This is a genomic window from Jongsikchunia kroppenstedtii DSM 45133 (assembly GCF_000380485.1).
Classification (GTDB): Bacteria; Actinomycetota; Actinomycetes; order Mycobacteriales; family Mycobacteriaceae; genus Jongsikchunia; species Jongsikchunia kroppenstedtii.
Genome location: NZ_AQYG01000035.1, coordinates 39,449 through 60,541 on the forward strand (window position 1 = coordinate 39,449; position 21,093 = coordinate 60,541).

Annotated in this window: 24 protein-coding genes; 11 read left to right on the forward strand and 13 right to left on the reverse strand. The window is 67.0% G+C overall.

Translation table 11 applies throughout. The features are described 5' to 3' along the window. Positions 1–22 precede the first annotated feature (22 nt). Positions 23–502: a DUF2231 domain-containing protein gene (locus tag G341_RS0102935; RefSeq protein WP_018177613.1), complete on the forward strand. Its 480-nt coding sequence runs from the start codon at positions 23–25 to the stop codon at positions 500–502. Here G341_RS0102935 and G341_RS0102940 read toward each other — a convergent pair. Beyond that, positions 499–1,164 carry a Pr6Pr family membrane protein gene (locus G341_RS0102940; RefSeq protein WP_018177614.1) on the reverse strand — a complete coding sequence of 222 codons (666 nt, stop codon included), beginning with the start codon at positions 1,162–1,164 and terminating at the stop codon, positions 499–501. The genes G341_RS0102935 and G341_RS0102940 overlap by 4 nt on opposite strands. A gap of 49 nt (positions 1,165–1,213) precedes the next feature. On the opposite strand from G341_RS0102940, the gene G341_RS0102945 reads away from it, so the two are divergent. Together G341_RS0102945 and G341_RS0102950 are read left to right on the forward strand one after the other, a co-directional pair. Beyond that, entirely contained in the window at positions 1,214–2,248 is a 1,035-nt protein-coding gene (locus G341_RS0102945; protein ID WP_026303179.1) for an NAD(P)-dependent alcohol dehydrogenase, read from the forward strand. Between the two features lie 16 nt (positions 2,249–2,264). Further along, entirely contained in the window at positions 2,265–3,017 is a 753-nt protein-coding gene (locus G341_RS0102950; protein WP_018177616.1) for a sulfite exporter TauE/SafE family protein, read from the forward strand. Here the strand turns inward: G341_RS0102950 and G341_RS0102955 are convergent. Further along, positions 3,014–3,511, reverse strand: a complete 498-nt coding sequence (locus G341_RS0102955) for a winged helix-turn-helix transcriptional regulator (protein WP_018177617.1) — start codon at positions 3,509–3,511, stop codon at positions 3,014–3,016. The two genes, G341_RS0102950 and G341_RS0102955, sit on opposite strands and share 4 nt — an antisense overlap. 50 nt (positions 3,512–3,561) lie before the next feature. Between G341_RS0102955 and G341_RS20795 the strand changes: the two genes are divergently transcribed. Continuing rightward, positions 3,562–4,980: an MFS transporter gene (locus G341_RS20795; protein ID WP_051092594.1), complete on the forward strand. Its 1,419-nt coding sequence runs from the start codon at positions 3,562–3,564 to the stop codon at positions 4,978–4,980. On the opposite strand, the gene G341_RS0102965 is transcribed toward G341_RS20795, so the two are convergent. Next, the gene (locus G341_RS0102965) at positions 4,939–6,327 is read right to left on the reverse strand and encodes an FAD-binding oxidoreductase (protein WP_018177619.1); all 1,389 of its coding nucleotides are present in this window, start codon (positions 6,325–6,327) and stop codon (positions 4,939–4,941) included. The two genes, G341_RS20795 and G341_RS0102965, sit on opposite strands and share 42 nt — an antisense overlap. A gap of 23 nt (positions 6,328–6,350) precedes the next feature. Between G341_RS0102965 and G341_RS0102970 the strand changes: the two genes are divergently transcribed. After that, a complete protein-coding gene (locus G341_RS0102970) occupies positions 6,351–6,611 on the forward strand; it encodes a 4a-hydroxytetrahydrobiopterin dehydratase (protein WP_018177620.1) in 261 nt (86 codons plus the stop codon). Positions 6,612–6,617: 6 nt separating this feature from the next. Here the strand turns inward: G341_RS0102970 and G341_RS0102975 are convergent, their stop codons facing one another. The 8 genes from G341_RS0102975 to G341_RS0103010 all read right to left on the reverse strand — a co-directional run bounded on the left by G341_RS0102975 (position 6,618) and on the right by G341_RS0103010 (position 15,442). Then, the gene (locus G341_RS0102975) at positions 6,618–9,350 is read right to left on the reverse strand and encodes a fumarate reductase/succinate dehydrogenase flavoprotein subunit (RefSeq protein ID WP_026303181.1); all 2,733 of its coding nucleotides are present in this window, start codon (positions 9,348–9,350) and stop codon (positions 6,618–6,620) included. A gap of 43 nt (positions 9,351–9,393) precedes the next feature. Continuing rightward, the gene (locus tag G341_RS0102980; RefSeq protein WP_018177622.1) at positions 9,394–9,621 is read right to left on the reverse strand and encodes a 4Fe-4S dicluster domain-containing protein; all 228 of its coding nucleotides are present in this window, start codon (positions 9,619–9,621) and stop codon (positions 9,394–9,396) included. Next, entirely contained in the window at positions 9,618–10,370 is a 753-nt protein-coding gene (locus G341_RS0102985) for a GntR family transcriptional regulator (protein ID WP_026303182.1), read from the reverse strand. The genes G341_RS0102980 and G341_RS0102985 overlap by 4 nt, the downstream gene beginning before the upstream one ends. A 170-nt stretch (positions 10,371–10,540) precedes the next feature. Then, entirely contained in the window at positions 10,541–11,764 is a 1,224-nt protein-coding gene (locus tag G341_RS0102990; protein ID WP_018177624.1) for an RNA polymerase sigma factor, read from the reverse strand. Positions 11,765–11,767: 3 nt separating this feature from the next. Further along, positions 11,768–12,187: a YciI family protein gene (locus G341_RS0102995; RefSeq protein WP_026303183.1), complete on the reverse strand. Its 420-nt coding sequence runs from the start codon at positions 12,185–12,187 to the stop codon at positions 11,768–11,770. A gap of 112 nt (positions 12,188–12,299) precedes the next feature. Beyond that, a complete protein-coding gene (gene phoA / locus G341_RS0103000) occupies positions 12,300–13,838 on the reverse strand; it encodes an alkaline phosphatase (RefSeq protein WP_018177626.1) in 1,539 nt (512 codons plus the stop codon). A gap of 115 nt (positions 13,839–13,953) precedes the next feature. Beyond that, a complete protein-coding gene (locus G341_RS0103005) occupies positions 13,954–14,721 on the reverse strand; it encodes a glucose 1-dehydrogenase (RefSeq protein WP_018177627.1) in 768 nt (255 codons plus the stop codon). A gap of 112 nt (positions 14,722–14,833) precedes the next feature. Continuing rightward, positions 14,834–15,442, reverse strand: a complete 609-nt coding sequence (locus G341_RS0103010; protein ID WP_043450396.1) for a TetR/AcrR family transcriptional regulator — start codon at positions 15,440–15,442, stop codon at positions 14,834–14,836. Between the two features lie 82 nt (positions 15,443–15,524). Here G341_RS0103010 and G341_RS20800 point away from each other — a divergent pair, with 82 nt between their 5' ends. Then, positions 15,525–15,932 (forward strand): DUF4345 domain-containing protein, encoded by a 408-nt coding sequence (locus G341_RS20800; protein WP_051092598.1) that lies wholly within the window; start codon positions 15,525–15,527, stop codon positions 15,930–15,932. A gap of 199 nt (positions 15,933–16,131) precedes the next feature. Then, positions 16,132–17,433 carry a diaminopimelate decarboxylase family protein gene (locus G341_RS0103025; RefSeq protein WP_026303184.1) on the forward strand — a complete coding sequence of 434 codons (1,302 nt, stop codon included), beginning with the start codon at positions 16,132–16,134 and terminating at the stop codon, positions 17,431–17,433. Between the two features lie 85 nt (positions 17,434–17,518). Here the strand turns inward: G341_RS0103025 and G341_RS0103030 are convergent, their stop codons facing one another. After that, positions 17,519–18,151 (reverse strand): HAD family hydrolase, encoded by a 633-nt coding sequence (locus G341_RS0103030; protein ID WP_043450398.1) that lies wholly within the window; start codon positions 18,149–18,151, stop codon positions 17,519–17,521. A 73-nt stretch (positions 18,152–18,224) separates the two neighbouring features. Here G341_RS0103030 and G341_RS0103035 point away from each other — a divergent pair, with 73 nt between their 5' ends. Further along, on the forward strand, positions 18,225–19,130 hold the full coding sequence (locus tag G341_RS0103035) for a patatin-like phospholipase family protein (RefSeq protein ID WP_018177633.1): 906 nt from the start codon (positions 18,225–18,227) through the stop codon (positions 19,128–19,130). A gap of 50 nt (positions 19,131–19,180) precedes the next feature. Here G341_RS0103035 and G341_RS20805 read toward each other — a convergent pair whose 3' ends face one another. Then, a complete protein-coding gene (locus G341_RS20805) occupies positions 19,181–19,573 on the reverse strand; it encodes a hypothetical protein (protein ID WP_245556895.1) in 393 nt (130 codons plus the stop codon). 256 nt (positions 19,574–19,829) lie between these two features. Between G341_RS20805 and G341_RS23720 the strand changes: the two genes are divergently transcribed. The 3 genes from G341_RS23720 to G341_RS20810 are packed head-to-tail and all read left to right on the forward strand — an operon-like array spanning position 19,830 to position 21,052. Continuing rightward, a complete protein-coding gene (locus G341_RS23720; protein WP_018177635.1) occupies positions 19,830–20,183 on the forward strand; it encodes a VOC family protein in 354 nt (117 codons plus the stop codon). After that, positions 20,180–20,620, forward strand: coding sequence for a MarR family winged helix-turn-helix transcriptional regulator (locus G341_RS0103050; RefSeq protein WP_018177636.1), 441 nt, complete (start codon positions 20,180–20,182; stop codon positions 20,618–20,620). Before G341_RS23720 ends, G341_RS0103050 begins: the two co-directional genes overlap by 4 nt. 39 nt (positions 20,621–20,659) lie before the next feature. Beyond that, complete coding sequence (locus G341_RS20810; RefSeq protein WP_018177637.1) at positions 20,660–21,052, forward strand: PPOX class F420-dependent oxidoreductase; 393 nt, start codon at positions 20,660–20,662, stop codon at positions 21,050–21,052. Positions 21,053–21,093: the final 41 nt, after the last annotated feature.

The window sequence follows — 21,093 nt, forward strand, 5'->3', positions numbered from 1 at the left end:
TCGATGGGTCGATACTCGACGCATGCTCACGCTCGACGGCCTGCCCGCGCACCCGCTCCTGGTCCACCTCACGGTTGTCGCGATACCGCTGGCCGCCCTGCTCGGCATCGTCGCCGTGCTCTGGCCGCGGGCCCGCACCTGGATGGGGCTGATGCCGTCGGTCGTGGCGCTGGTGGCGGTCGTCATGACCCCGATCACGACGTCGGCGGGTGAGGCGTTGATCAAGACCAAGCGGCACATCAATCCGGCGCTGGAGAAGCACGAGCATCTCGGTGACCAGATGATCTATTGGGTGGCACCGCTTTTCGTCGCGATCGTGCTGTTCTGGGCGCTCACCACGGACCTCGGCGTGGTCGTGCGCTATCGCGACAGTGTGCCGCCGCTGCCCGCCCGGGCGACCACGCTCGTGCTCGGCGCGGCGGTCATCGTGACGGCCATCGGATCGATCATCTGGGTGTACCGCATCGGCCACCTGGGCGCCGAGTCGGTGTGGAAGTACTAGGCCGTCGGAGTCTCGACGGGGTCGGTCGGCTTCGGCCTGCCCAGCGTTCGGGTACCCAGCCAGGCAACCCCCGCCGACATCGCGATCATGCCGGCGAAGACGATGATCAGCGAGACCACCATCGAGCCGTATCCCTGAGATCGCGGGTCGATGAAGGGGTAGGGATACCAGTCGACGATCGGCCCACGGATCAACGAGTAGACGCCGTAGACGAGCGGCGCCGTCAACCAGCTGATCCAGCTGCGGGCCGGAAGGTTCCTGGCGCTCAAGACGATCCAGTCGATCACCATGATCAGTGGCAGGTAGCGATGCATGACGTCATTGATCCATTGCGTATTGAGCTGCACGTCGATGTTTCGCAGCAGCATCGCGTAGACCACGGCGGTGACCACCATGCAGGTGGTCGCGAGACCGCGCAGCCAGGTGAACCAGGAGGCGGACGGCACCGCCAGCGCTCCCACCAGCAGCACGGCCACCGCGAGGACATTGCTGAGGACCGTGAAATAGCTGAAATAGTTGCCGAAATCGAACGACCCGTTCTTGTCGACCGCATTCACCGGCAAGGTGATCAGCGCCGCCAGACCCAGTGCCGCAGCGGCCAATCGGAACGTGCGCACCCACCAGGTGCGATGCAGCGTATCCAGATCGACGTCGAGAGACATGGGCGAAGCTTAGGCTGGATCCGAGTCGACAACGGAAGGGATGCACAAAATGAAGGCTTTGCAATACCGCATCGTTGGGGCTGAACCGGAAGTGACGGAGGTCCCGACTCCCGAACCCGGGCCCGGTCAGGTGCGCCTGAAGGTGACCGCGGCCGGTGCCTGCCATTCGGACTCGTGGCTCATGGGTCTGCCCGCGGAGGCCGTCGACGCATTCGGGCTGCCGCTGACCCTCGGCCACGAGGGTGCGGGCATCGTGGACAAGGTCGGCGACGGCGTGGTCGGTGTGCGGGTCGGCGATTCGGTTGCGGTGTACGGGCCCTGGGGCTGCGGCTATTGCTACAACTGTTCGCTCGGCAAGGAGAACTACTGCGAGAACGCCGCCGAACTCGGCATCCGTCCGCCGGGGCTCGGTGCGCCTGGTGCGATGGCCGAGTATCTGATCGTCGACGACTCACGGCATCTGGTGCCGCTGGGGGATCTCGACCCGGTGCAGAACGTCGCGTTGACCGACGCCGGGCTTACCCCGTATCACGCGATCAAGGGCAGTCTCGACCGGCTGGCACCCGGGTCGACCGCGGTCGTGATCGGCGCCGGGGGACTGGGGCACGTGGCGATTCAGATTCTGCGGGCGATCACCGCGGCCCGGGTGATCGCGCTGGACCTCGCCCCGGACAAGTTGGAGCTCGCCAAACATGTTGGCGCCCATGAGGTGTTCCTGTCCGACGCGGGCGCGGCCGACAATGTCCGCAGCGTTGCCCCGCGCGGCGTCGATGCGGTGTTCGACTTCGTCGCGATCCAGCCGACCATCGACCTGGGCCAGGCGATTCTTCGCGGCGAGGGACACCAGGTGCTCGTCGGTGTCGGCGCCGGTACGGCCAACGTCGGGATGACGGCCACGCCGTACGACTCCTCGATCCGCGGCCCGTACTGGGGTTCGCGATCGGAGCTGTTCGAGGTGCTGGAGCTGGCCAGGCGGGGCCTGGTGACCGTCGAGACCGAGGTGTTCTCCCTCGATGACGCACCCGAGGCGTATCGGCGACTGCACGACGGAACCCTGCGCGGTCGCGCGGTCGTCGTGCCCTGAGGCGCCGTCGCGGCACATGCACGGGCTGACCGAGTGGAGCTTCCTTGCGGGTTGCGGGGTCGTCGCCGGCATCATCGGGACGGCGGGCGGGATCACCTCGCTCGTTGCGTACCCGGCGCTGTTGGCAACGGGCATCTCGCCGCTGGCCGCCAACGTCACCAACTCGGTTGCGTTGCTCGGCAGCGGCGTCGGATCGGCACTGCGGGCCGGCCCCGACTTGTCCGGGCGGGCGGCGATCGTCCGACGATGGCTGCCACTCACGGCTACCCTGTCATTGGCCGGGGCGGCGATGTTGGTCCTCACTCCGGCGGGCATTTTCGATTGGGCGGTTCCGTTCCTGGTGATGGCCGGCGCGGTCACGGTGCTGGTGCAGCCGTGGTTGACGCGGCGTCGCAACTATGACGCGCAACCGCATCCAGCGGCGGGCGTTGCCGGGGCAGGCGTCGGCCTATACAACGGCTACTTCGGTGCCGGCGCCGGAATCCTCTTCATTGCGCTCATGCTCTCGACCTCGGAGCCGGTGCCGTACCGGGCGAATTCGCTGAAGAATGTGATCCTGGTGGTCTCCGATGTGGCCCCGGCCGTGCTGTTTGCCGTGCTCGGCACGGTCATTTGGCAGGCGGTGTGGCCCCTCAGCATCGGATCGCTGGTCGGAGGACTGATCGGGCCGACTCTCGCACGGGCCCTCCCGGCGCCCGTGATGCGGATGTTTATTGGCGCGTGCGGATTCGCGTTGGCGGGCTGGCTGTTGGTGCGCGCCGCGCGCTAGCGACGCCTGTTCGGACGATGCGGGGGTGTGGCCTCGACGTCGCCCATCGACAGCAGGTGGCCCTTTTCGCAGCGAACCTCCGCGCGGATGGGGCTGCCGCAGTCGCAGTGCGTCAGATTGATCGGCGGTACCCCGCCGGGCGACTCGTACTTGGTGCCCCAGTTGAACAGGCCGACCGCGACCGGTGCCAGGTCGTCGCCCTTCTGGGTGAGTCGGTACTCGTATCGGGTGCGCTGACCCGGCTCCCGGTAGGGATGCCGTTCCAGCAACCCGTATTCGGTGAGTTCGCGAAGGCGCGCGGCGGTGACCGCCTCGCTCAGCCCGACCCGGCTCCGGAAATCTTCGAAACGCGTTGTCCCGTAGTAGGCCTCACGCATCAGCAGTAGAGCGGATCTGGTCCCGATGACGTCAAGAGCCTTGCCGATCGGACAGGCGTCGGCCACCCAGCGCGACCGATCCTCCAGTCCACCGGCGAGTGTCACCGTGCCATCCATGCCTCAACTCTAGCTTGCCAAAAGCGAAGTCAGCAAGCTAGGTTCCTCGCATGGGTATGCAAAAGCGAAGTCAGGGTGCGGGGACCGTGCTGGCGATCTTGTCGCTCGCGGCCTTCATGGCCAGTCTCGACGTGTTCATCGTCAACGTCGCCTTCGACGACATTGGGCGCGATTTCCACGGCACGTCGTTGTCGAACCTGTCGTGGGTGCTCAACGCCTACGCGATCATCTACGCGGCCATGCTGGTGCCGGCGGGACGGATCAGCGACCGGTACGGGCGCAAGGGCGGCTTCCTCCTCGGTCTCGCGCTCTTCACCGCCGCCAGCGCCGCGTGCGCCGCCACCGGGGGAATCTGGTGGCTCGTCGCCTTCCGTGCTTTGCAGGCCGTTGGCGCCGCGATCCTGACGCCGGCCAGCCTGGGCCTGGTGGTGGCCACGTCGGAACCCGAACATCGGGCCCGGTCGGTGCGGATCTGGGCCGCGACCGGTGCGCTGGCCGCCGCGCTCGGACCGGCCGTCGGTGGCATGCTCGTTGAATTATCTTGGCGCTGGGTGTTTCTCGTCAACATCCCGGTGGGCGTGATTGCGCTCGCCGCGGGCGCCCTGGTGATCCCGAAGTCGCGCGACGCGTCGGTGCACACGCTGCCCGACCTGCTCGGCGCCACGCTGCTCGCCGGCGCGGTCGGTGCGGTCACGTTCGGGGTCGTGCAGGGGCCGCAGTGGGGGTGGAGTGACGGCCGGGTCACCGCGGCGTGGTTCGTCGCGGTCGCCGGACTGATCGGTTTCCTCGGATCGTCGGCCCGCCACCGGCATCCGTTGATCGATCCCGCGCTGCTGCGGGTGCGATCGTTCTCGTGGTCCAACGTGACGGCGCTGCTGTTCGCGGTCCCGTTCGCGGGTTCGCTGCTCGCCAACATTCTGTGGATGCAGCAGGTGTGGGACTACTCGGCGCTGCGCACCGGATTCGCCGTGGCCGTGGGGCCGGCGATGGTGCCGCTGTTCGCGGCGGTGGCACACCGGCTGACGCGGGTGGTCCCGGTCGGTGTGGTGGTCTCGGCCGGCTGCCTGCTGTTCGGCCTCGCCGGAGTCGTGCTGTCGGTATCGGTCGGGCCGATCCCGAACTACGTCGGTGCGATGCTGCCCGGACTGGTCATCGGCGGTATCGGAGTCGGCCTGGCCCTGCCGGCGATCCTGTCGTCGGCGACCTCGGACCTGCCCCAGACGCAGGCCGCCACCGGAAGCGCGGTCGTCAACATGAGTCGGCAGCTGGGAACCGTGCTCGGGATCAGCCTGCTGGTCGCCTTGCTGGGCAGCCCGGCGAGTTACCACACGGCCCATGCGGCGTTTCAGCACGCCTGGTGGGCGCTGGCGGTCGTCGGCCTGTTCGCCGCCGTGACCGCACCGATGATGACGCCGCGCCGGGCTCCGTCAGAAGACCTTGCCCGGGTTGAGGATCCCGTCGGGGTCTAGCGCCGCCTTCACCGAACGGTGCATGTCGATGACGGCGGGGGAGAGCTCCTGGCGCAGCCCCGGCATCTTGAGCAGGCCGACGCCGTGCTCGCCGGTGACCGTGCCGCCGAGTTCCAAAGCGGCCGTGATGATGTCGTCGAAGGCGGCCTGTGCGCGGATGCGCGCGGCGTCATCATCGGCCGGCGCGATCAGCAGCGGATGCAGGTTGCCGTCGCCCGCATGCGCAAGGTTGGCGATCATCACGTCGTGCCGCTGTCCGATGCTTTCGATGCGCGACAGCATCTCGGGCACATGCCGTTTCGGGACGCAGACATCCTCGGTCAGCACCGGGCCCAGTCGCTCCATCGCCGGATACGCCAGCCGCCGCGCGGCGAACAGCGCATCGGCCTCGGCCTGATCGGTCGACGCGGCCGCCCACGTGGCGCCGCCGTCGGTGAAGCACTGCAGCATGCGGTCGGCCTCGTCGTCGCCGACCGTCCCCGGCGTGTCGATTCGGCCGAGCAGGACCACGTTGGCCTCGGCGGAGATGCCCATGTGTTTCCACTCGTCGACGGCCTGCAGGCAGCGCTTGTCGACCAGCTCGAGAGCCGACGGCGTCAGCCCGACCTCCGCGACGGCGCGGATGGCCCGGCCGGCGTCGACGAGCGAGTCGAAATATCCAGCGATGGTGCGGTGCGGTTCCTGCAGCGGCCGCAGCTTGACGGTGATCTCGGTGATGATGCCGAGCGTGCCCTCCGACCCGACCATCAGCCCGGCGAGGTCGTATCCCGCAACGCCTTTCGCCGTCTGCCGCCCCAACCGAACGAGCTCGCCCGTCCCGGTCACCACCTCGACGCCGAGCACGTAGTCGCGGGTGACGCCGTACTTGACGCAGCAGATTCCGCCGGCGTTGGTCGCGACGTTGCCGCCGATCGTCGACCACGGCGAACTGGCGGGGTCCGGCGGATACCACAGGCCCTCGGTCGCGCACTGGGCGCGCAGGTCGTCATTGACGACACCCGGCTCGACGACCGCGGTGCGTTCGAGCCGGTCGATTTGTTTGACCGCGGTCATCCGCTCGAGCGAGACGATCACGCAGCCGGCGACCGCATTGGCGCCGCCCGAGAGCCCGGTGCCGGCGCCCCGCGGAACGATCGGAATGCCGTGGCGTCGGCAATGCCGCACGAGCGCCTGCACCTCGCGTGCGGTGCGGGGCCGCAGCACGGCCACGGCGCCGGCATACGGAGCCCACTCCGCCTCGTCGTGCTGATAGCGGTCGATGATGTCCGGATCGGTGACGAAGCGATCCGGCGGGACCTCATCGGCCAGCGCGGCGATCAACGACGTCGCATCGGGTGACGTACTCATGCCGGCAACGGTAGGCTGGAGGGGTGGCGACGGGAGATGAAATCCCACCAGCCGGTTGGTCGAAGCAGGACGATCGGCTGACGGCCGAGTTCGTCTTCCCCACGTTCGCGGAGGCCATCGCCTTCGTCAATCGCGTTGCCGAGCATGCGGATTCGATGAATCACCACCCGGACATCGATATTCGGTACAACCGCGTGCACCTGGTCCTGACCACCCACGATGCGGGCGGACTGACCCGGCTCGACTATGACCTCGCCGGCCGGATCAGCCGAACGGCCGGCTGATCCGTCTCAGGCGCTGACGCTGCGGGCGAGCGCCCGCACATCTGCGTCGGCGTCCTCCGCGGCGCCCAGCAGCGCCTCCCGGGCGGCGGGGAGGTCGCTCCACAGCCGGAGCGTCGCGGCCGCCGCCTTGCGGACGTCGCCGTGCGGATCGCGCAGCGTCGTCACCAATGCATCGACCACGACGTCGGCCGGCGCCGGCGCCGGCGCCGATGCCAGGCCGCGCGCCGCGCCCACCCGGACCTGCCAGGCGGAGTCGCCGAGCGCCTTCATCAGCAGGGGATGATCCGCCTCGGCGTCCGCGAGGCCGGCCATCGCTGACAGTGCGGCCGCCCGCACCAGCGGATCCCGATCCGTCGCCAGCGCGCGCACCGCATCGATTCCGCCGTCGCCGACCGTGGCCAATCCGGCCGCGACCGCCACTCGGACCTCACGGTTGTCGTCCGACGCGCGTTCGGCGATCAGCTCGGCGGCGTCAAGCGACACCAGTCCGCGGATCGCGGCGATCCGCACCCGGTGATCACTGTCGGCCGCGGCGGTCGAAAAGACGGCGGTATCACCGACTTTGAGGGCCCGTAGCAGGTCGACCACCGTGGCGCGGACGATCGGATCCGGAGCCCCCGCGGCGTCGGTGAGCAGCCGCACGAAGTCGGTGGAGCCCCGCAGCACCTCGACGAGCTCCTGAAGCCCCGCGGCCGCCGCGCGGCGCACCGTCGCGGCCGGGTCGAACAGGCGGGCGGCCAGCGCGAGATCGAATCCGTCGGGGGTGTTCTCGGTGAGCACCGAGATGGCCGTCGCCCGGACCGTGTCGTCGGGATCTTCCAGGTACGAGGTCAGATCGTCGGCGTCATTCACGGTGAGCTGCAGCAGCTCGATGATCCGCGGCGAGGCGATCGACGTCGTGTGCGGCTCGGCGGCGACGCGTTCGCGGACCGGACTCTCGGCCCCGCGATGCGCGGCCGGACCGGTGGTGGCGTCGGGCTCATCGACGGTGATGACGCGGCGGTCGGCCGGCGGTAGATGGTCCAGCCCGTCGACCGGCACGAAGTACGGCTCGACCGGACGACCGACGAACTCCATGTCGCCGTCGGCGGTCTTACGGACGTTGAGGTGATATCCCCATTCGTCGTCGCGGCGCTCCGGCAGGTCTGCGCGCTCGTGGTACAGACCCCAGCGGCTTTCGGTCCGGGTCAGCGAGCTGCGCGCCGCCAATTCGGCGCAGTCCCGGATGAACGTCACCTCGGCGCACCGCATCAGCTCATGCGGTGTCCACCCGCCCATCTCGGCGATTTCGGCGCGCATCCGCTGGAACGTCTCGACGGCGATCCCCAGCTTGGTGCTGGTCTTCGGCGGTGCCACATAGTCGTTCACGAAGCGCCGCAGCTTGTATTCGACCTGGGGCTGCGGCGGGCCGTCCGGATTGCGCAACGGCTGGTAGATCAGCGCATGCGCGTCGGCGAGCTGGTCGAGCGGCAGCTGCTGCGGAATCTCTTGTCCGCGAGCGAGATCGCTGGCATGCTGTCCGGTCAGCTCGCCGTAGACGAACGCGCCGATCATGTAGTTGTGCGGGACGCAGGCCAGGTCGCCGGCGGCGTACAGGCCCGGCACGGTCGTCTGGCCGTTCTCGTCGACCCACACTCCCGACGCCGAATGTCCACTGCACAAACCGATCTCCGAGATATGCATCTCGATGTCGTGTGTGTGGTAGCTGTGTCCACGGCCGGCGTGGAACGTGCCGCGGGTCGGTCGCTCCGTGGTGTGCAGAATCGATTCGAGCGTGTCGAGGGTTTCGTCGGGCAGATGGCTGACCTTGAGATAGATGGGGCCGCGGGCGGATTCGATCTCCGACTTGACCTCGGCCATCATGTCGCCCGACCAATAGTCCGAGTCGACGAACCGCTCACCCTCGGCGTTCACCTGATACCCGCCGAACGGATTGGCCACATATGCGCACGCCGGGCCGTTGTAGTCCTTGATGAGCGGGTTGATCTGGAAGCACTCGATGCCGCTGAGCTCGGCGCCGGCGTGGTACGCCATAGAGTAGCCGTCTCCGGCGTTCGTCGGATTCTCGTACGTACCGTAGAGGTACCCCGATGCCGGCAGGCCGAGCCGGCCGCAGGGTCCGGTCGCGAGAATCACCGCCTTGGCGGCGATTTCGACGAACTCGCCGGTGCGAGTGTTCAATGCGGCCGCCCCGACGGCCCGGCCCCCGCTACCGATGTCACCGTCGGTGAGGACGCGGACCGCCATCAGCCGGTTCTCGATGGTGATCTTCTCGCGCATATCGCGTTTGCGCAGCACGCGGTACAGCGCCTTCTTGACGTCCTTGCCCTCCGGCATCGGTAGGACATACGACCCTGACCGGTGGACGCGGCGGACCGCGTACTCGCCGTACTCGTCTTTCTCGAACTTGACGCCGTACTTCTCCAGCCGGCCGATCATCGCGAATCCCCGTGTAGCTGTTTGATACACGGTCCGCTGATTCACGATGCCGTCATTGGCGCGAGTGATCTCGGCGACGTAGTCCTCCGGGGTGGCCTTGCCGGGGACGACGGCGTTGTTGACGCCGTCCATGCCCATCGCCAGAGCGCCGGAGTGGCGCACATGGGCCTTTTCCAACAGCAGGACGGATGCCCCGTTCTCGGCTGCGGTGAGCGCCGCCATGGTTCCGGCGGTGCCGCCACCGATGACGAGAACATCACATTCGCGGCGGTCGCGGTCATCGATATTCGGGATCTGCAGGCTCATGGCGGGCTCCTGGACGGGCGCTGGGTGGAATGGGCTGTCAGCGAAGCAGATACGGCATGTTGACGGTGACCGCGCCGGTCGGGCAGCGGGCGGCGCACGGCCCGCAGTACCAGCACTCATCGACATGCATGTAGGCCTTGCCGGAATCGGGATTGATCGCCAGCGAGTCGAGCGGACAGACGTCGACACAGAGTGTGCACCCCTCGATGCACAGCGATTCGTCGATCGTGACGGGCACGTCGACGCGAGAATTGACCTGACTCATCGGGTTTCGTTCCTTCGGCTGCGATGGGCGGTACTGCGCAGGCTGACTCGGTCGCTGCGCATGCGGATGTACTCCAGATCGACCGGGCGGTCGCCGGACTCCAGATGGGTGAGACGTTCCAGCAGCAGGATCGGCGCGCCCGAGGCGATCTCCAGTTGTGCCGCGGAATGGGGGTCGGCGGCGGCCGCCTCCACCGTGACCGCCGCCCGGCCCAGTCGGGCGCCGGAGATCTCTTCCAGCAGGGCGAAGATGTCGTGGTGCTGGAGGTCTTCACCGATGAGCGGGGCGCCGAGATCCGGTACCAGGTAGGTGATGTCGAGGCTCAGTGGCTCGTCGTCCAGGTACCGGAGACGTTCGACGTAGACCGCGTCCTCGCCGGGCGCGAGCCGCAGCTTTCGAGCTACGGCCCGCGGGGGCGCGACGACCGTCGCGATCCGCACGACGTTGCGCACGTCGCCGTGCGGGACAAAGGTCTCCTGGAGCCCCAGTAGTGAATCGAGCCCGTGGTCCAGCTTCCGCGACACGACGTGGGTGCCGACCCGCGGTGACCGCTCGATCAGTCCTTCGTCGCGGAGGATCGACAACGCGTCCCGGACGGTGTTGCGCGATACCGTGAAGTCCTCGATGAGCCCGGCTTCATCGAGTGTTCCCGCCAGATCGCCATCGTTGATCTGGCGGCGCACGACATCGGCGACCATGCGCGCCTTGTCGGCCCGCGGGCGAGCCGTCGTCGTAGTCCTGATCTGCATGGATGGGACGATATCGGCGGATCCGGTCCGTCTCGGCGATCGCGGAGTGACGTCCGCGGACAGCGATGCCAATGCGCCACCGCCGGGCCGGAACCGCACCATCTGACCTGCTGCTCGTCGTCGGGCCGGGTCGATTGCGCCACCACGGCGGTGATTAATTCAGCGCGACGCTAATGCGCCGTCGCACCCTGATCAATGGCGGTCTGGCGCGCCCGCGCGGCGCAGCGGACCAGATGGTCGCGTTCGGCGACGTTGACGGCACGGTGTGCCGCCTCGCCATAAGCCGCGGCGGCCGCAGAGGAGTCGCCGGCGAGTTCGAAGAGGTAGCCACGGGTGGCGTGCCAGCGATGCCGCTCGCCGAGGCTGATCTGCAGCCGGTCGGTCTCGCGCAACGCGGCTCGCGGGCCCAGCACATGCCCGACGGCGACCGACCGCGCGAGCACCGCCGCGGGGTCGGCGATCACCGGGTCCGGGCTGAGCCCGACGAGAGCGTCGTACCAGGAGAGGATCTGCGGCCAGTCGGTGTCGGCCGCGGTCGGCGCGTCGTCGTGCAATGCCGCGATGGCCGCCTCGATCTGGTAGCGACCCGGCGGACGCTCGTCGGTCTGAACGGCCAACGCGGACTGCAGGATCCGTACGCCGTCGGTGATCTCGCGGGTATTCCACCGACCGGGATCCTGCCGATCGAGGGTCACGATCGCGCCCTGCGCGTCGAGCCGGGCGGGAAGACGGGCGTGGTTGAGCAGCATCAGCGCGAGCAGCCCGCGGGCTTCGGGCTCGTCGGTGGCCAGGGTCAGCTGACGGGCCAGCCGGATCGCCTCGACCGTGAGGTCGACGCGGCCGGAGTGGCCGGTCGTATAGATGAGATACAGCACCCGCAGCACGACGGCGAGGTCGCCGGGCTGGTTCAGCGTCCGGCCCCGCAACGTGCGCTTGGCCCGGCTGATCCGTTGGGCCATGGTTGCTTCCGGGACGAAGAAGGCGTCGGCGATCTCCTTCGTCGTGAGGCCGCCCACTGCGCGGAGAGTCAAGGCGACCTGGGACGCCGGCGCGAGATCCGGGCTGCAGCAGCAGAACAACAGCAGCAAGGTGTCGTCTCCGACCTCCACCGCGGTCGGATCAGGTTGCGGTTCAACGAAGTCAGCGTCTTCGCGGCGGTTCCGCGCGGCGTGGCTGCGGCGGGCATCGATGAGCCGGCGAGTGGCGACGGACGTCAGCCACGCCGCTCGATTCTGCGGCGGATTGTCCGGCCATACCCGGATCGCCTCGACGAGTGCCTCCTGCAGAGCGTCCTCCGCGTCGTTGAAATCCTCGCCGCGCCGGACCAGGTTGGCGAGCACTCGCGGGACGAGGGTGTGCAGGTCACCCTCGTCCCACGCGGTCGCATCGACCATTGCTCAGTCCTGCGCGATATCCGCGGGCATCTCGGTCATCACTTCGTGGACGTCGATCCATTCGTACAACGGCTCGCCGGCGGGGCCAGGCTCCGACGAGACATAGGCCGCCACTTCGAGCGCCCGCTCGCGCGACTCGACGTCGATCATGTACCAGCCGGCGATCAGGTCGCTGGTCTCCGGCGCCGGGCCGTCGGTGGTGACCGGGGCGGCGTCGGGTCCGCCGTACCGCACCCACGTGCGGGTGGGGGTGAGCGCCTGGGCGTCGACGAATTCGCCGCTTTCCTCCAGCATCTCGGCCACATGCCGCTGGAACGCGATATGCGCCTCGACGTCAGCGGGATCCCACTGGTCCATCGGCGGGAACGGGTGGTGCGGCGCCGGGCCGCCGCGATAGTGCTTGAGCAACAGATACCTAGCCATGATGACCTCCTGATACGTGATGTCACGCGATTGCGGACCGCGCGGTTCGTGGTCCGTCATCAGGTGAGCGGAGCCGATGCGCACTTCTCGACACGATGCTGCCAGGAGTTCGTTATTTCTTTGACCGATCCACGCCGAGCTGGTCGGTGATGTAGAAGAACGGGTCGGTCTGGTCGCTCAGTCCGGCGACGTTGGCCGCACCCGGGCCGTACGCGGCGATCCGCACCTGACCACCGGTGTGCTGCTCCTCGCCGGGGACGAGCGACGTCCCGTAGCTGACGGTGATCGGTACGCCGTCCTTCGTGGTCAGGTTGCGCGTGAGTCCCGGCATCGGCAGCTCGGCATCGGTTTCGGCGATCTGGCTGGAATGCGCGTGATCGCCGGTGACGATGACGAGCGTCTGCTTGTCCGCCTTCGCGAAGTCGAGCGCGATCTTGGTCGCGTCCGCCAACTGAATCGTCTCGATCGTCTCGCCGATCTGACCGCAGGGGTCGGCGTCGTGGTTGGCCTTGTCGACCGAGCCTGACTCGACCTGCAGGAAGAAGCCGTCGTCGTTCTTCAACAGGTCGATCGCCTTCGCCGTCATCGCACCGAGTCTCGGTGTGGTGGAGGTGAAGTCGGGATTGGGGGAGCAGGTCACGGCCGGCTGCCGATTGCCGTCCGGCACCGCGGTCGCCTTGGCCCACTGCCGTGGCAGGTTGCCGTCGGCGAACACCCCGAGCAGCGGCCGGTCCTGACCGGCACTCGTGACGTTGCTCAGCTCGTCGGCAGCGCGGACGATCTGGTAGCCACGTTCTTTGGCCTGCACCTCGAGAGTCTTGCCCTGGTAGGGGCCGGCCGCGGCGGTCTCCTGGAACGTGGCCCAGCCGCCGCCGAGGGTGACATCGGGTCGGGCGTTGAGGAGCTGCTCGGTGATCGAACCGGCGCCACCGTTCTCGAGCGCATTCTCCGGACACTTCTCCGTCGTCGCTTTCGGTCCGTAGCACTTGCGCTGTGACACGTGCGCGACCTGCACGGCAGGGGTGGCGTCCTGCAGCTCGGTGGTCGTCACGTCGCCCGTGCGCAGCCCGTTGGCCTTCGCGATCTCCAGGATGCTGCGCTGGGGTTTGCCATGCAGGTCGACGCTGATCGCACCGTTGTAGGTCTTGGTCCCGGTCGACCATGCCGACCCGGACGCCGCCGAGTCCGTTACGTAGCTGGGCTTGCCGGTCTTCTGGTCGAGCGAGTACGTCGTGTAGTCGCCGCTGATCGGCAGCTGGTCGATCCCGGGCAGCTGGCCGCCCGCGCCGTACTGGTAGTCGCGAGCCAGCGTGTATTCCTGGTTCGCCGTGCCGTCGCCGATCACGAGGATGACATTCTTGGCGCCCGACGGCTGGATCGAGTCGGCGAGCATCCGGGTCTGATCCTCCGACAGCCGGCGGGCACCGCCGTGGCCGGTGATGTCGCCGGCCACGTGCCGCTGGATATCGACGCTCGACGCCGTGTCGCCGCCGACTCCGGCGTCGTCGGCCGAGCTGCACCCGCCGAGGATGCCGGCGGCGCCGAGGATCAGTGCACTACCGAGGATGCCAGCCGCGCGTAGTGGCCGGTTGCCGCGCTTGCGATGATTGTCGTATTTTTCAGGCACGCTGGTATGCCAGCAGCCTGACATGAACGCGCGGGATATCCGGGCCGAACAACTGGCGTACAACCGTTTTCGACCGGCGCCGCGGATGCGACACCGGCCGAATCCCGCGACGAATGTCGCGGGATGACGTCAGGTCAGGCTACTGACCCATCACGTATTCGACGGACGGGCCCGCGGTCCAGCCGCCGTCGACCGCGATCTCGGCGCCCGTCGTGTAGGACGCTTCGTCGGACAGCAGGTAGAGCACGGCACCGGCCAGCTCTTCGGGCTTGCCCACGCGCTGGAAGGGATTGTTCGGGAAGGCGCCCTCGGCCGCCACGATGCCGGTCGGTGCGGTCATCGGGGTCAGCACCATGCCGGGATGAACCGAGTTGACACGGATCTTGTCGCGGCCGAGTTCGACGGCCGCGACCTTGGACAGGCCTCGGACGCCCCATTTCGCGGCGCCGTAGCCGCTCGTGAGCGCGAGACCGATGAGACCTGCCGCCGAGGAGATGTTCACGATCGACCCACCGCCCGCGCGGCGCATGGCCGGAATCGCGAAGTGCATGCCCTTGTGCACGGCGATGAGGTTGATCTGCACGATGCGTTCGAAGGTCTCGAGCGGCTCATCGGCGACCGGCATGCCGGATGCCGTCACGCCGGCGTTGTTGACCAGACCGTCGAGGCGCCCGAACTTCGCTTCGGTCTCCGCGATGGCCGACTCCCAGTTCGCGGTTTCGGTGACATCGAGGTGCACGAACGCCGCACTGTCGCCGAGACTTTCGGCGACCGCGGCGCCTTCGTCGTCGAGGATGTCGCCGATGACGACCTTGCCGCCGGAGGCCACGATGCCACGCGAGAACGCCTCGCCGAGGCCGCGGGCCCCGCCGGTGACCAGGACGACCTTGCCTGTCAGATCTGTCATTTCAAGCCCTCTCAGTGATGGATCGCGACGTGTAGCGGCCCCGACGCTAACTCCGGCGGCTCGGATCCGGGCACCGTAGATCCCGACCAGCGGGAGCGGGCGGGATCGATTCTCACGCGCGCCCGCGGATCCGTCGATCGAGGTCGGCATGCGCGCCGACCGTCGCGTCCAGCGTCGCGACGCACATCGCAAGGTTGTCCTTCGGCGTCATCGCACCGTCGACCAGGGTGGCCAGCGTGGTTTCGCGGACGAACGCGATCCAACCGGCGAATGCGGCTTCGGCGAGTCGGCGCCGACGTCCCCGGGCCCCGGCGGTGTCGAGCGCGACGCGGCAGAGCGTCCGGAAGTTGTCCGCGATCGGCTCCCGCACCGCGGGCGCCGACGCGATCGAGCTGCGGTTGGCGATGAGGACGAGCTGTACATGTCGCGAGTAGAAGTCGAGATAGCCCGTCAGCATTTCGACGATCCAGTCCCGAACGGTCTCGCAGTCATCGAGCTGCGTTGTGGCGCCGAGTGATTCGTGTGCTCGTTGCCATATCGCGGCAAAATAGTCGGCCTTGGTGGGGAAGTAGTGGTAGAGCGATGCGCGCGTCACCCCGGCGGCGGCGGCGATGTCCTCCATCGACAGTTCTTCGAAACGTCCCTCGCCGAACACAGCTTCCCCGACATCGAGCAGCTGTGCTCGCCGCGTCTCTGGAGTCATCCGTGTCCGGGGTGGCATTCATCCAATCTAGCTCTTGCGCCGGCTCTGTCGGAGGCATACCGTGAGAGTTATTCAACAGTTGTAAAACAGAGGTGATTCGATGCGGATCTTTCAAGGCTGGTTGACACTGTTCGGGTTGGTGGTCGCCGGAATCGGCCTGGCGCACTTGTTCTTCGGTCAAGTCACGTATATCGGCGGCGGGTCGGTGAACGCGACGATGGAGTCCGATCTACGGTTCTTCAATCTGTTGTTCGTGGCGTACGGACTGGCCTTCGTCTGGGCGGCACGAGACATCGCCGGACGGGCCGCGCTGATCGATCTGCTGGGCCTGCTGTTCTTTGTCGGCGGCCTGGCCCGCCTGCTCGCCTGGGCAGAGGCGGGTACGCCAAGTTGGTTCTACGTCCTGATGATTCCGGTCGAGCTGATCATTCCGATCGTGAATTTCGTCTGGCTGCGTTCCGAGCGTCGCCGGATCGAGCTGCCGGCGCGGCCGACTACGGTCGGCTGACCGGTTCCGGCGTTTGTCATCCAATGGTGCGGACGGCTGTGGAGCCGAATGACGCGCGACGGGCGACCAACGTCGACGTCGCTCGGTCGATGTCGCGATCGATGCCGGCTCGATGGTTGATGTAAAACTTCACGCCGGTGCCGTCAAGAACTCGTCAAGCCCATAGGCGTGCGGTCGATTGCGGCGGAATGTCGTGTGGGTGACCCTCTTGGACATACTTCCGTCGCTGCGACTCGCCGCGCTCCCCAGTCGGCCGGCCGACGGTTGCGCCGACGTCTGGCCTGTCAACACCCATTTCGCCGTCGGCGGCCGGCTGTCAGTGGCCGGTGTGCCGCTGTGCGAGGTCGCCGATCAGTACGGCACCCCGGTCCATGTGCTAGACGAGAACGACTTCCGCACGCGGGCGCGGGCCTACCGATCCGTATTCTCCGGCGCCGAGATCGCCTATGCGGCGAAAGCACTCCTGACCAAAGCTGTTGCCGACTGGGTGATCGCGGAGGGGCTATCTCTGAGCGTGTCGTCCAGCGGCGAGATCGCGTTGGCCCTTGCCGCCGGCGTCGATCCTGGACGAATGATCCTGCACGGCAACGGAAAGTCGTGCGACGACCTGCGATACGCGGTCGCGGCCCGGGTGGGACACATCGTCGTGGATTCACATACCGAGATCACGCTGCTCTCGGCACAGCTCTCCGCCCGCCAGCGCGTACTGCTGCGTGTCGGTGCAGACGACAACGCCGCCGGATTCGCCATCGGTTCCGACCGTTCACTGGAGGCGGCCCGCAGGATCGTCGCCGATCCGCACCTGGAGTTGGTCGGGTTGCACACGGAAATCGACGGCCAGTGCAGCGATCCCGAGCGGTATGGCGATCTGGTCACCGCGGGAGTCATAGCGATCAGCCAGATCAACGCCGCCTGCGGAGCCGAGTTGCATCAGTTGGACATCGGTGGGGGACAGGAGGTCGCCCACCGATTCGGCGATCCGGCGCTCGATCTCCGGCAATTCGGCGAGGCCGTTGACTCCGCGCTCTATCGCAGTGAGCCGATGGTCGGTACACCGAGACCGCACATCATCGTGGAACCCGGCCGATCGATTGCCGCACAAGCGGGCGTCACCGTCTATCGAGTGGTCGCAGTGCGACGCACTGAATACGGCACCCGGGTCGTGGTCGACGCCGACCTCAGCGACACTCCGAGCGATGGCGTCGCCGCCAACCGCACTGTGGCACTGGTCAATCGACACCCCGCCGGACGAGTGGAGGCTGTCACCGTGATGGGCCGGACACCTGGCGCCGAGGCCCTGGCAAGGGATGTGCGTCTGCCGGCCGACTTGCATCCGGGCGATGTGCTCGCGGTTGCGTGCACTGGCGCGTATCACCATTCGACGGCGTCCAACGCGCGAATGACGCGGCGCGCACCGATCATCGCCGTCGCGGACGGGCGGTCTCGTCAGATCGTTCGCCGCGAGACCATCGATGATCTGATGGCGCGCGATCTGGGATGAATCGCGCCGACGGACCGGGATCGCGGGACAGATCGTCGCGCAATTGGCTCGCATCGCATCACGCGGAGCCGATCGGCCCCGTCGATCAGCGATGCCTGAGCGCCGCCGTGAGCTCGGAGAGCGAATCGAACTGTAGGTCAGCGATACACACCTCAGGTTGCCCCGCATGGATGAGGCCCCACGGACCGCGTCGAATGAATGCTGTGCGCAGCCCGACCGAATGCGCCGGGACGATGTCGTTGTCGACACGATCGCCGACGTACATGATCTCGTGCGGCTGGACGCCGAGGGCGTCGATCAGCTTCGCGAAGTACGTTTCGGACGGTTTCGAGACGCCCCATTCGGCTGATGACGCGATGACGTCGGCCTTGAAGCCCAGTGCCAGAAGCTGTTCGGCGGTATCGGCTGGCTGATTGCCGGCTATCCCGACGATGAAACCGGCTGCCTTCGCTGCATGCAGGCATTCGAGTGCGTCTGGATACAGATCGTCGGGACCGATGCATGTCGGCGCCGGCGGCTGGCTGACTCCAAGGATCTCCCACGCACGGCGATGATCCTCGCCGCGCTCGATGAGCGCACCGAGGACGCCCATCAATGCGAAAGGAGTGACACCCGCGGCGGCGGCCCGACCGGCCCACATGCGAGATTCGTCGACCAGGGTCTCGCCGACGTCGAAGACCACCGCTCGGAGACCATGGGATAGCTGCGGATCGCTCATCGGACGATGGTCTCATTTCAGCGCCGCGAAAACCCGTTGCCACATGGCGAATTGCGCGCGTACGGTGCGCCTGATGACAAACGAGCGAGCGTTGGTTCTGGGCGGTGCGGGGTCGGCGGGCAATGCCTGGGTGATCGGAGTGGTCGCGGGGTTGTTCGATGCCGGGCTGGACGTCACCGACGCCAATCTCATCATCGGTACGTCGTCCGGATCGACCACGGCCGTCCAGATATCCAGTGACACAACGCCGACCGAACTCTTCAGGGCGACCGTAGCGGTGCCCCCGCTCCACAGCGCAAGTGGACCGGCCAGGGGAGGGGCACCGGCTGCCACCGTGGCGAGCCATCTCGAGAAGACGAGCGCCATCATCGCCGCCTCGAGCGATCCCGCAGACATGCGGCGGCGTATGGGTGCCGCAGCTCTCGAAATGGATGCTGTGTCGGACAGCTCGACTCAGGCGCGGAGACGAGCGCTGGTCGCATCTCGGCTGCCCAGTCAGGAGTGGCCGCAGCAGCCAGTGTTCATCGTGGCCGTCGACGCGCACACGGGTGAACCGGTGGTGTTCGATCGCCACAGTGGTGTCGAACTGGCTGACGCAGTGACGGCCAGTACGTCCGGGCCCGGCGCCGCGCCACACACCATCGGCGACCGTCGCTATATCGATGGTGGCTACCGAGCCGGTGAAAACGCCGATTTGGCAACCGGATACGCCAGGGTACTGGTGCTATCGCCGTTCGGCGGCCGATCGCGGATGCCGGCGAAATGGGGCACACATCTTGCGGCACAGGTGGATCGGTTGCGCGCGGAGGGGAGTCTGGTCGAAACCGTCTTCCCGGACGGCGACGCGGCTGAGATATTCGCGTATGGCGCCAACCAGATGGATCCGTCGACGCGGCCGCCGGCTGCCCGGTCTGGATACGACCAGGGGAAGAAACTCGCGGCTCAGCTCACCGAATTCTGGACTGGGCAAACAACATAGGGCAGAGCGTAGCGCCAGGGAAGCGTAGAAATTCGCCCCATCGGAGATCGTCATGGGATGTGGCGTACGACTAATTCTGAGTGAAATGCAGGGGTGCGGCTCACTTGAGACGAGTCGAGTCGTTCCTGGGGGATGTCCGTTTCGATGAGGGTGAGCTGACCCGGGTCGATGGTGTCCGGGAAGAACCCGTACCCGTGCGCCGAAGTAAGCAACTCCGAAACGTCGATGCCGTCGACCTGCCACACGTCGACAGGGCCACCCGTGCCGTTCATGCGTACGAACCAGCGGGACTCCTGTTCGCTGCGCGCTAGAAAACAACCCTCGTGCTCGGGTGCGGCACTGCCGGCGATGCCGCGTGCGGAACCCATTCGGCGCCAATCCAAGCCATGTTCCTTGATCGATGCGCGATTGAGCGCAGAACTGACGTGATAGAGAGAGGCCATCGCCGCAGAATAGTTCGTCCAGTCCACAATGTTCCACGGCCGCAAGGGAAGAACCACGGCGTTAGCGGGCGTTGTCGGTGTCGGCAGTGGACAGAGTCGCGGCCCACTCTGCGGACCATCGGACGAGTGGCTGGAGCGCGCGACGGGCTCCGTTGCCCAACTCGGTGAGAACGTAGGTGGTATCCGGACAGGCTCTACCCGGCTGACACGGGTCACACCAATTGACAGGCCCCTGTCAATTGGTGATCCTGGAGTCATGACCGAAATCGCGACTGTGCAGCGCATCATCGTCTCCGTGACCAATATCGACGCGGCCCTGGGCCTCTACGTCGGTGTCCTCGGACTGGAGATCAGGCATCGGTCTCCTGGGTTCGCCTGGCTGAAGACTGGGGACGATGTGGAGTTGATGCTGCACGAGCGCCCGGCTGTGCCCTCTGACACCGCCGTCGCCGTGGGATTCGCGATCAGTGCACTCGATGACAAGGTCGCTCGCTGTGTAGCCGTGGGCGGGAGCGTCGTGGATGCTCCCGAGAAGCGGGAGTGGGGCGAGCGCATGGCCGTGATCCGGGACGTTGACGGCCATCTCGTGTGCCTGAGCGAGCGCGGATGACGTCGGCGAGACGTCTGACCGAGCTGGTCGATGAGGTCTTCCGGCTCTCCGACGCCTTCGCACGCGCCGGCGACACCATCGTCGCCGACGAAGGGCTCACGGCTTCGCGGTGGCTCACACTCGGCGCCGTCGCGCATGAATCCCTCAGCGTCGCAGCGATTGCTAGACGACGAGGTATGCGTCGACAGTCCGCCAACGAGTCGGTCGCCCATCTGGAGGCTGCCGGGCTCGTCCGACGCGAGCCCGATCCCGCCGACGCCAGAGCTCCATTGGTTCACCTCACGGAAGAAGGCCGTCGCACGCTCGACCGCATACGCCCGCGACGTCTTGCCTGGGCCACTCAGACCTCTTCCGTGGTGACGGAGGGGGAGTTATCGACGGCTGTCGACGTGCTCCGACGTCTGCGGGCAACCCTGGAAGCCGACGTGCCACAGTGAGTGCGATCGGCGGGCGACTGCATGCGGTAGGAATGTGTCATGAGTCCTGCATTCGACGACGTTTACCGGCAGAAGTATCTCCTTTTGACGACCTTCACCAAGGATGGCCGCCCCAAGCCGACACCCGTGTGGGGCGTACCGGACGGCGACAAGCTCTTGATCATCACCGACCGGGGATCATGGAAGACCAAGCGCATCAACAACACACCACGCATCACGATTCAGAAATGCGGGATCTTTGGCAAGGTCAAGGGTGAGCCGGTGGAGGCGCGGGCACGGATGCTCCCCGAATCGGACACTCGCCGGGTGTTCGACAAGATCGTCAAGAGGTACTGGCATCACGCGATCTACTTCGTCCCGCAGGCGATCCTCCGCGGCGGTATCGACAAGGTGCACGCAGCGATCGAGGTCGAGGCTGTCGACGCTGCGTAGTCTTGGCCCTTCGCGAGTGTCAGGTACCTGTCGCCGAGTCT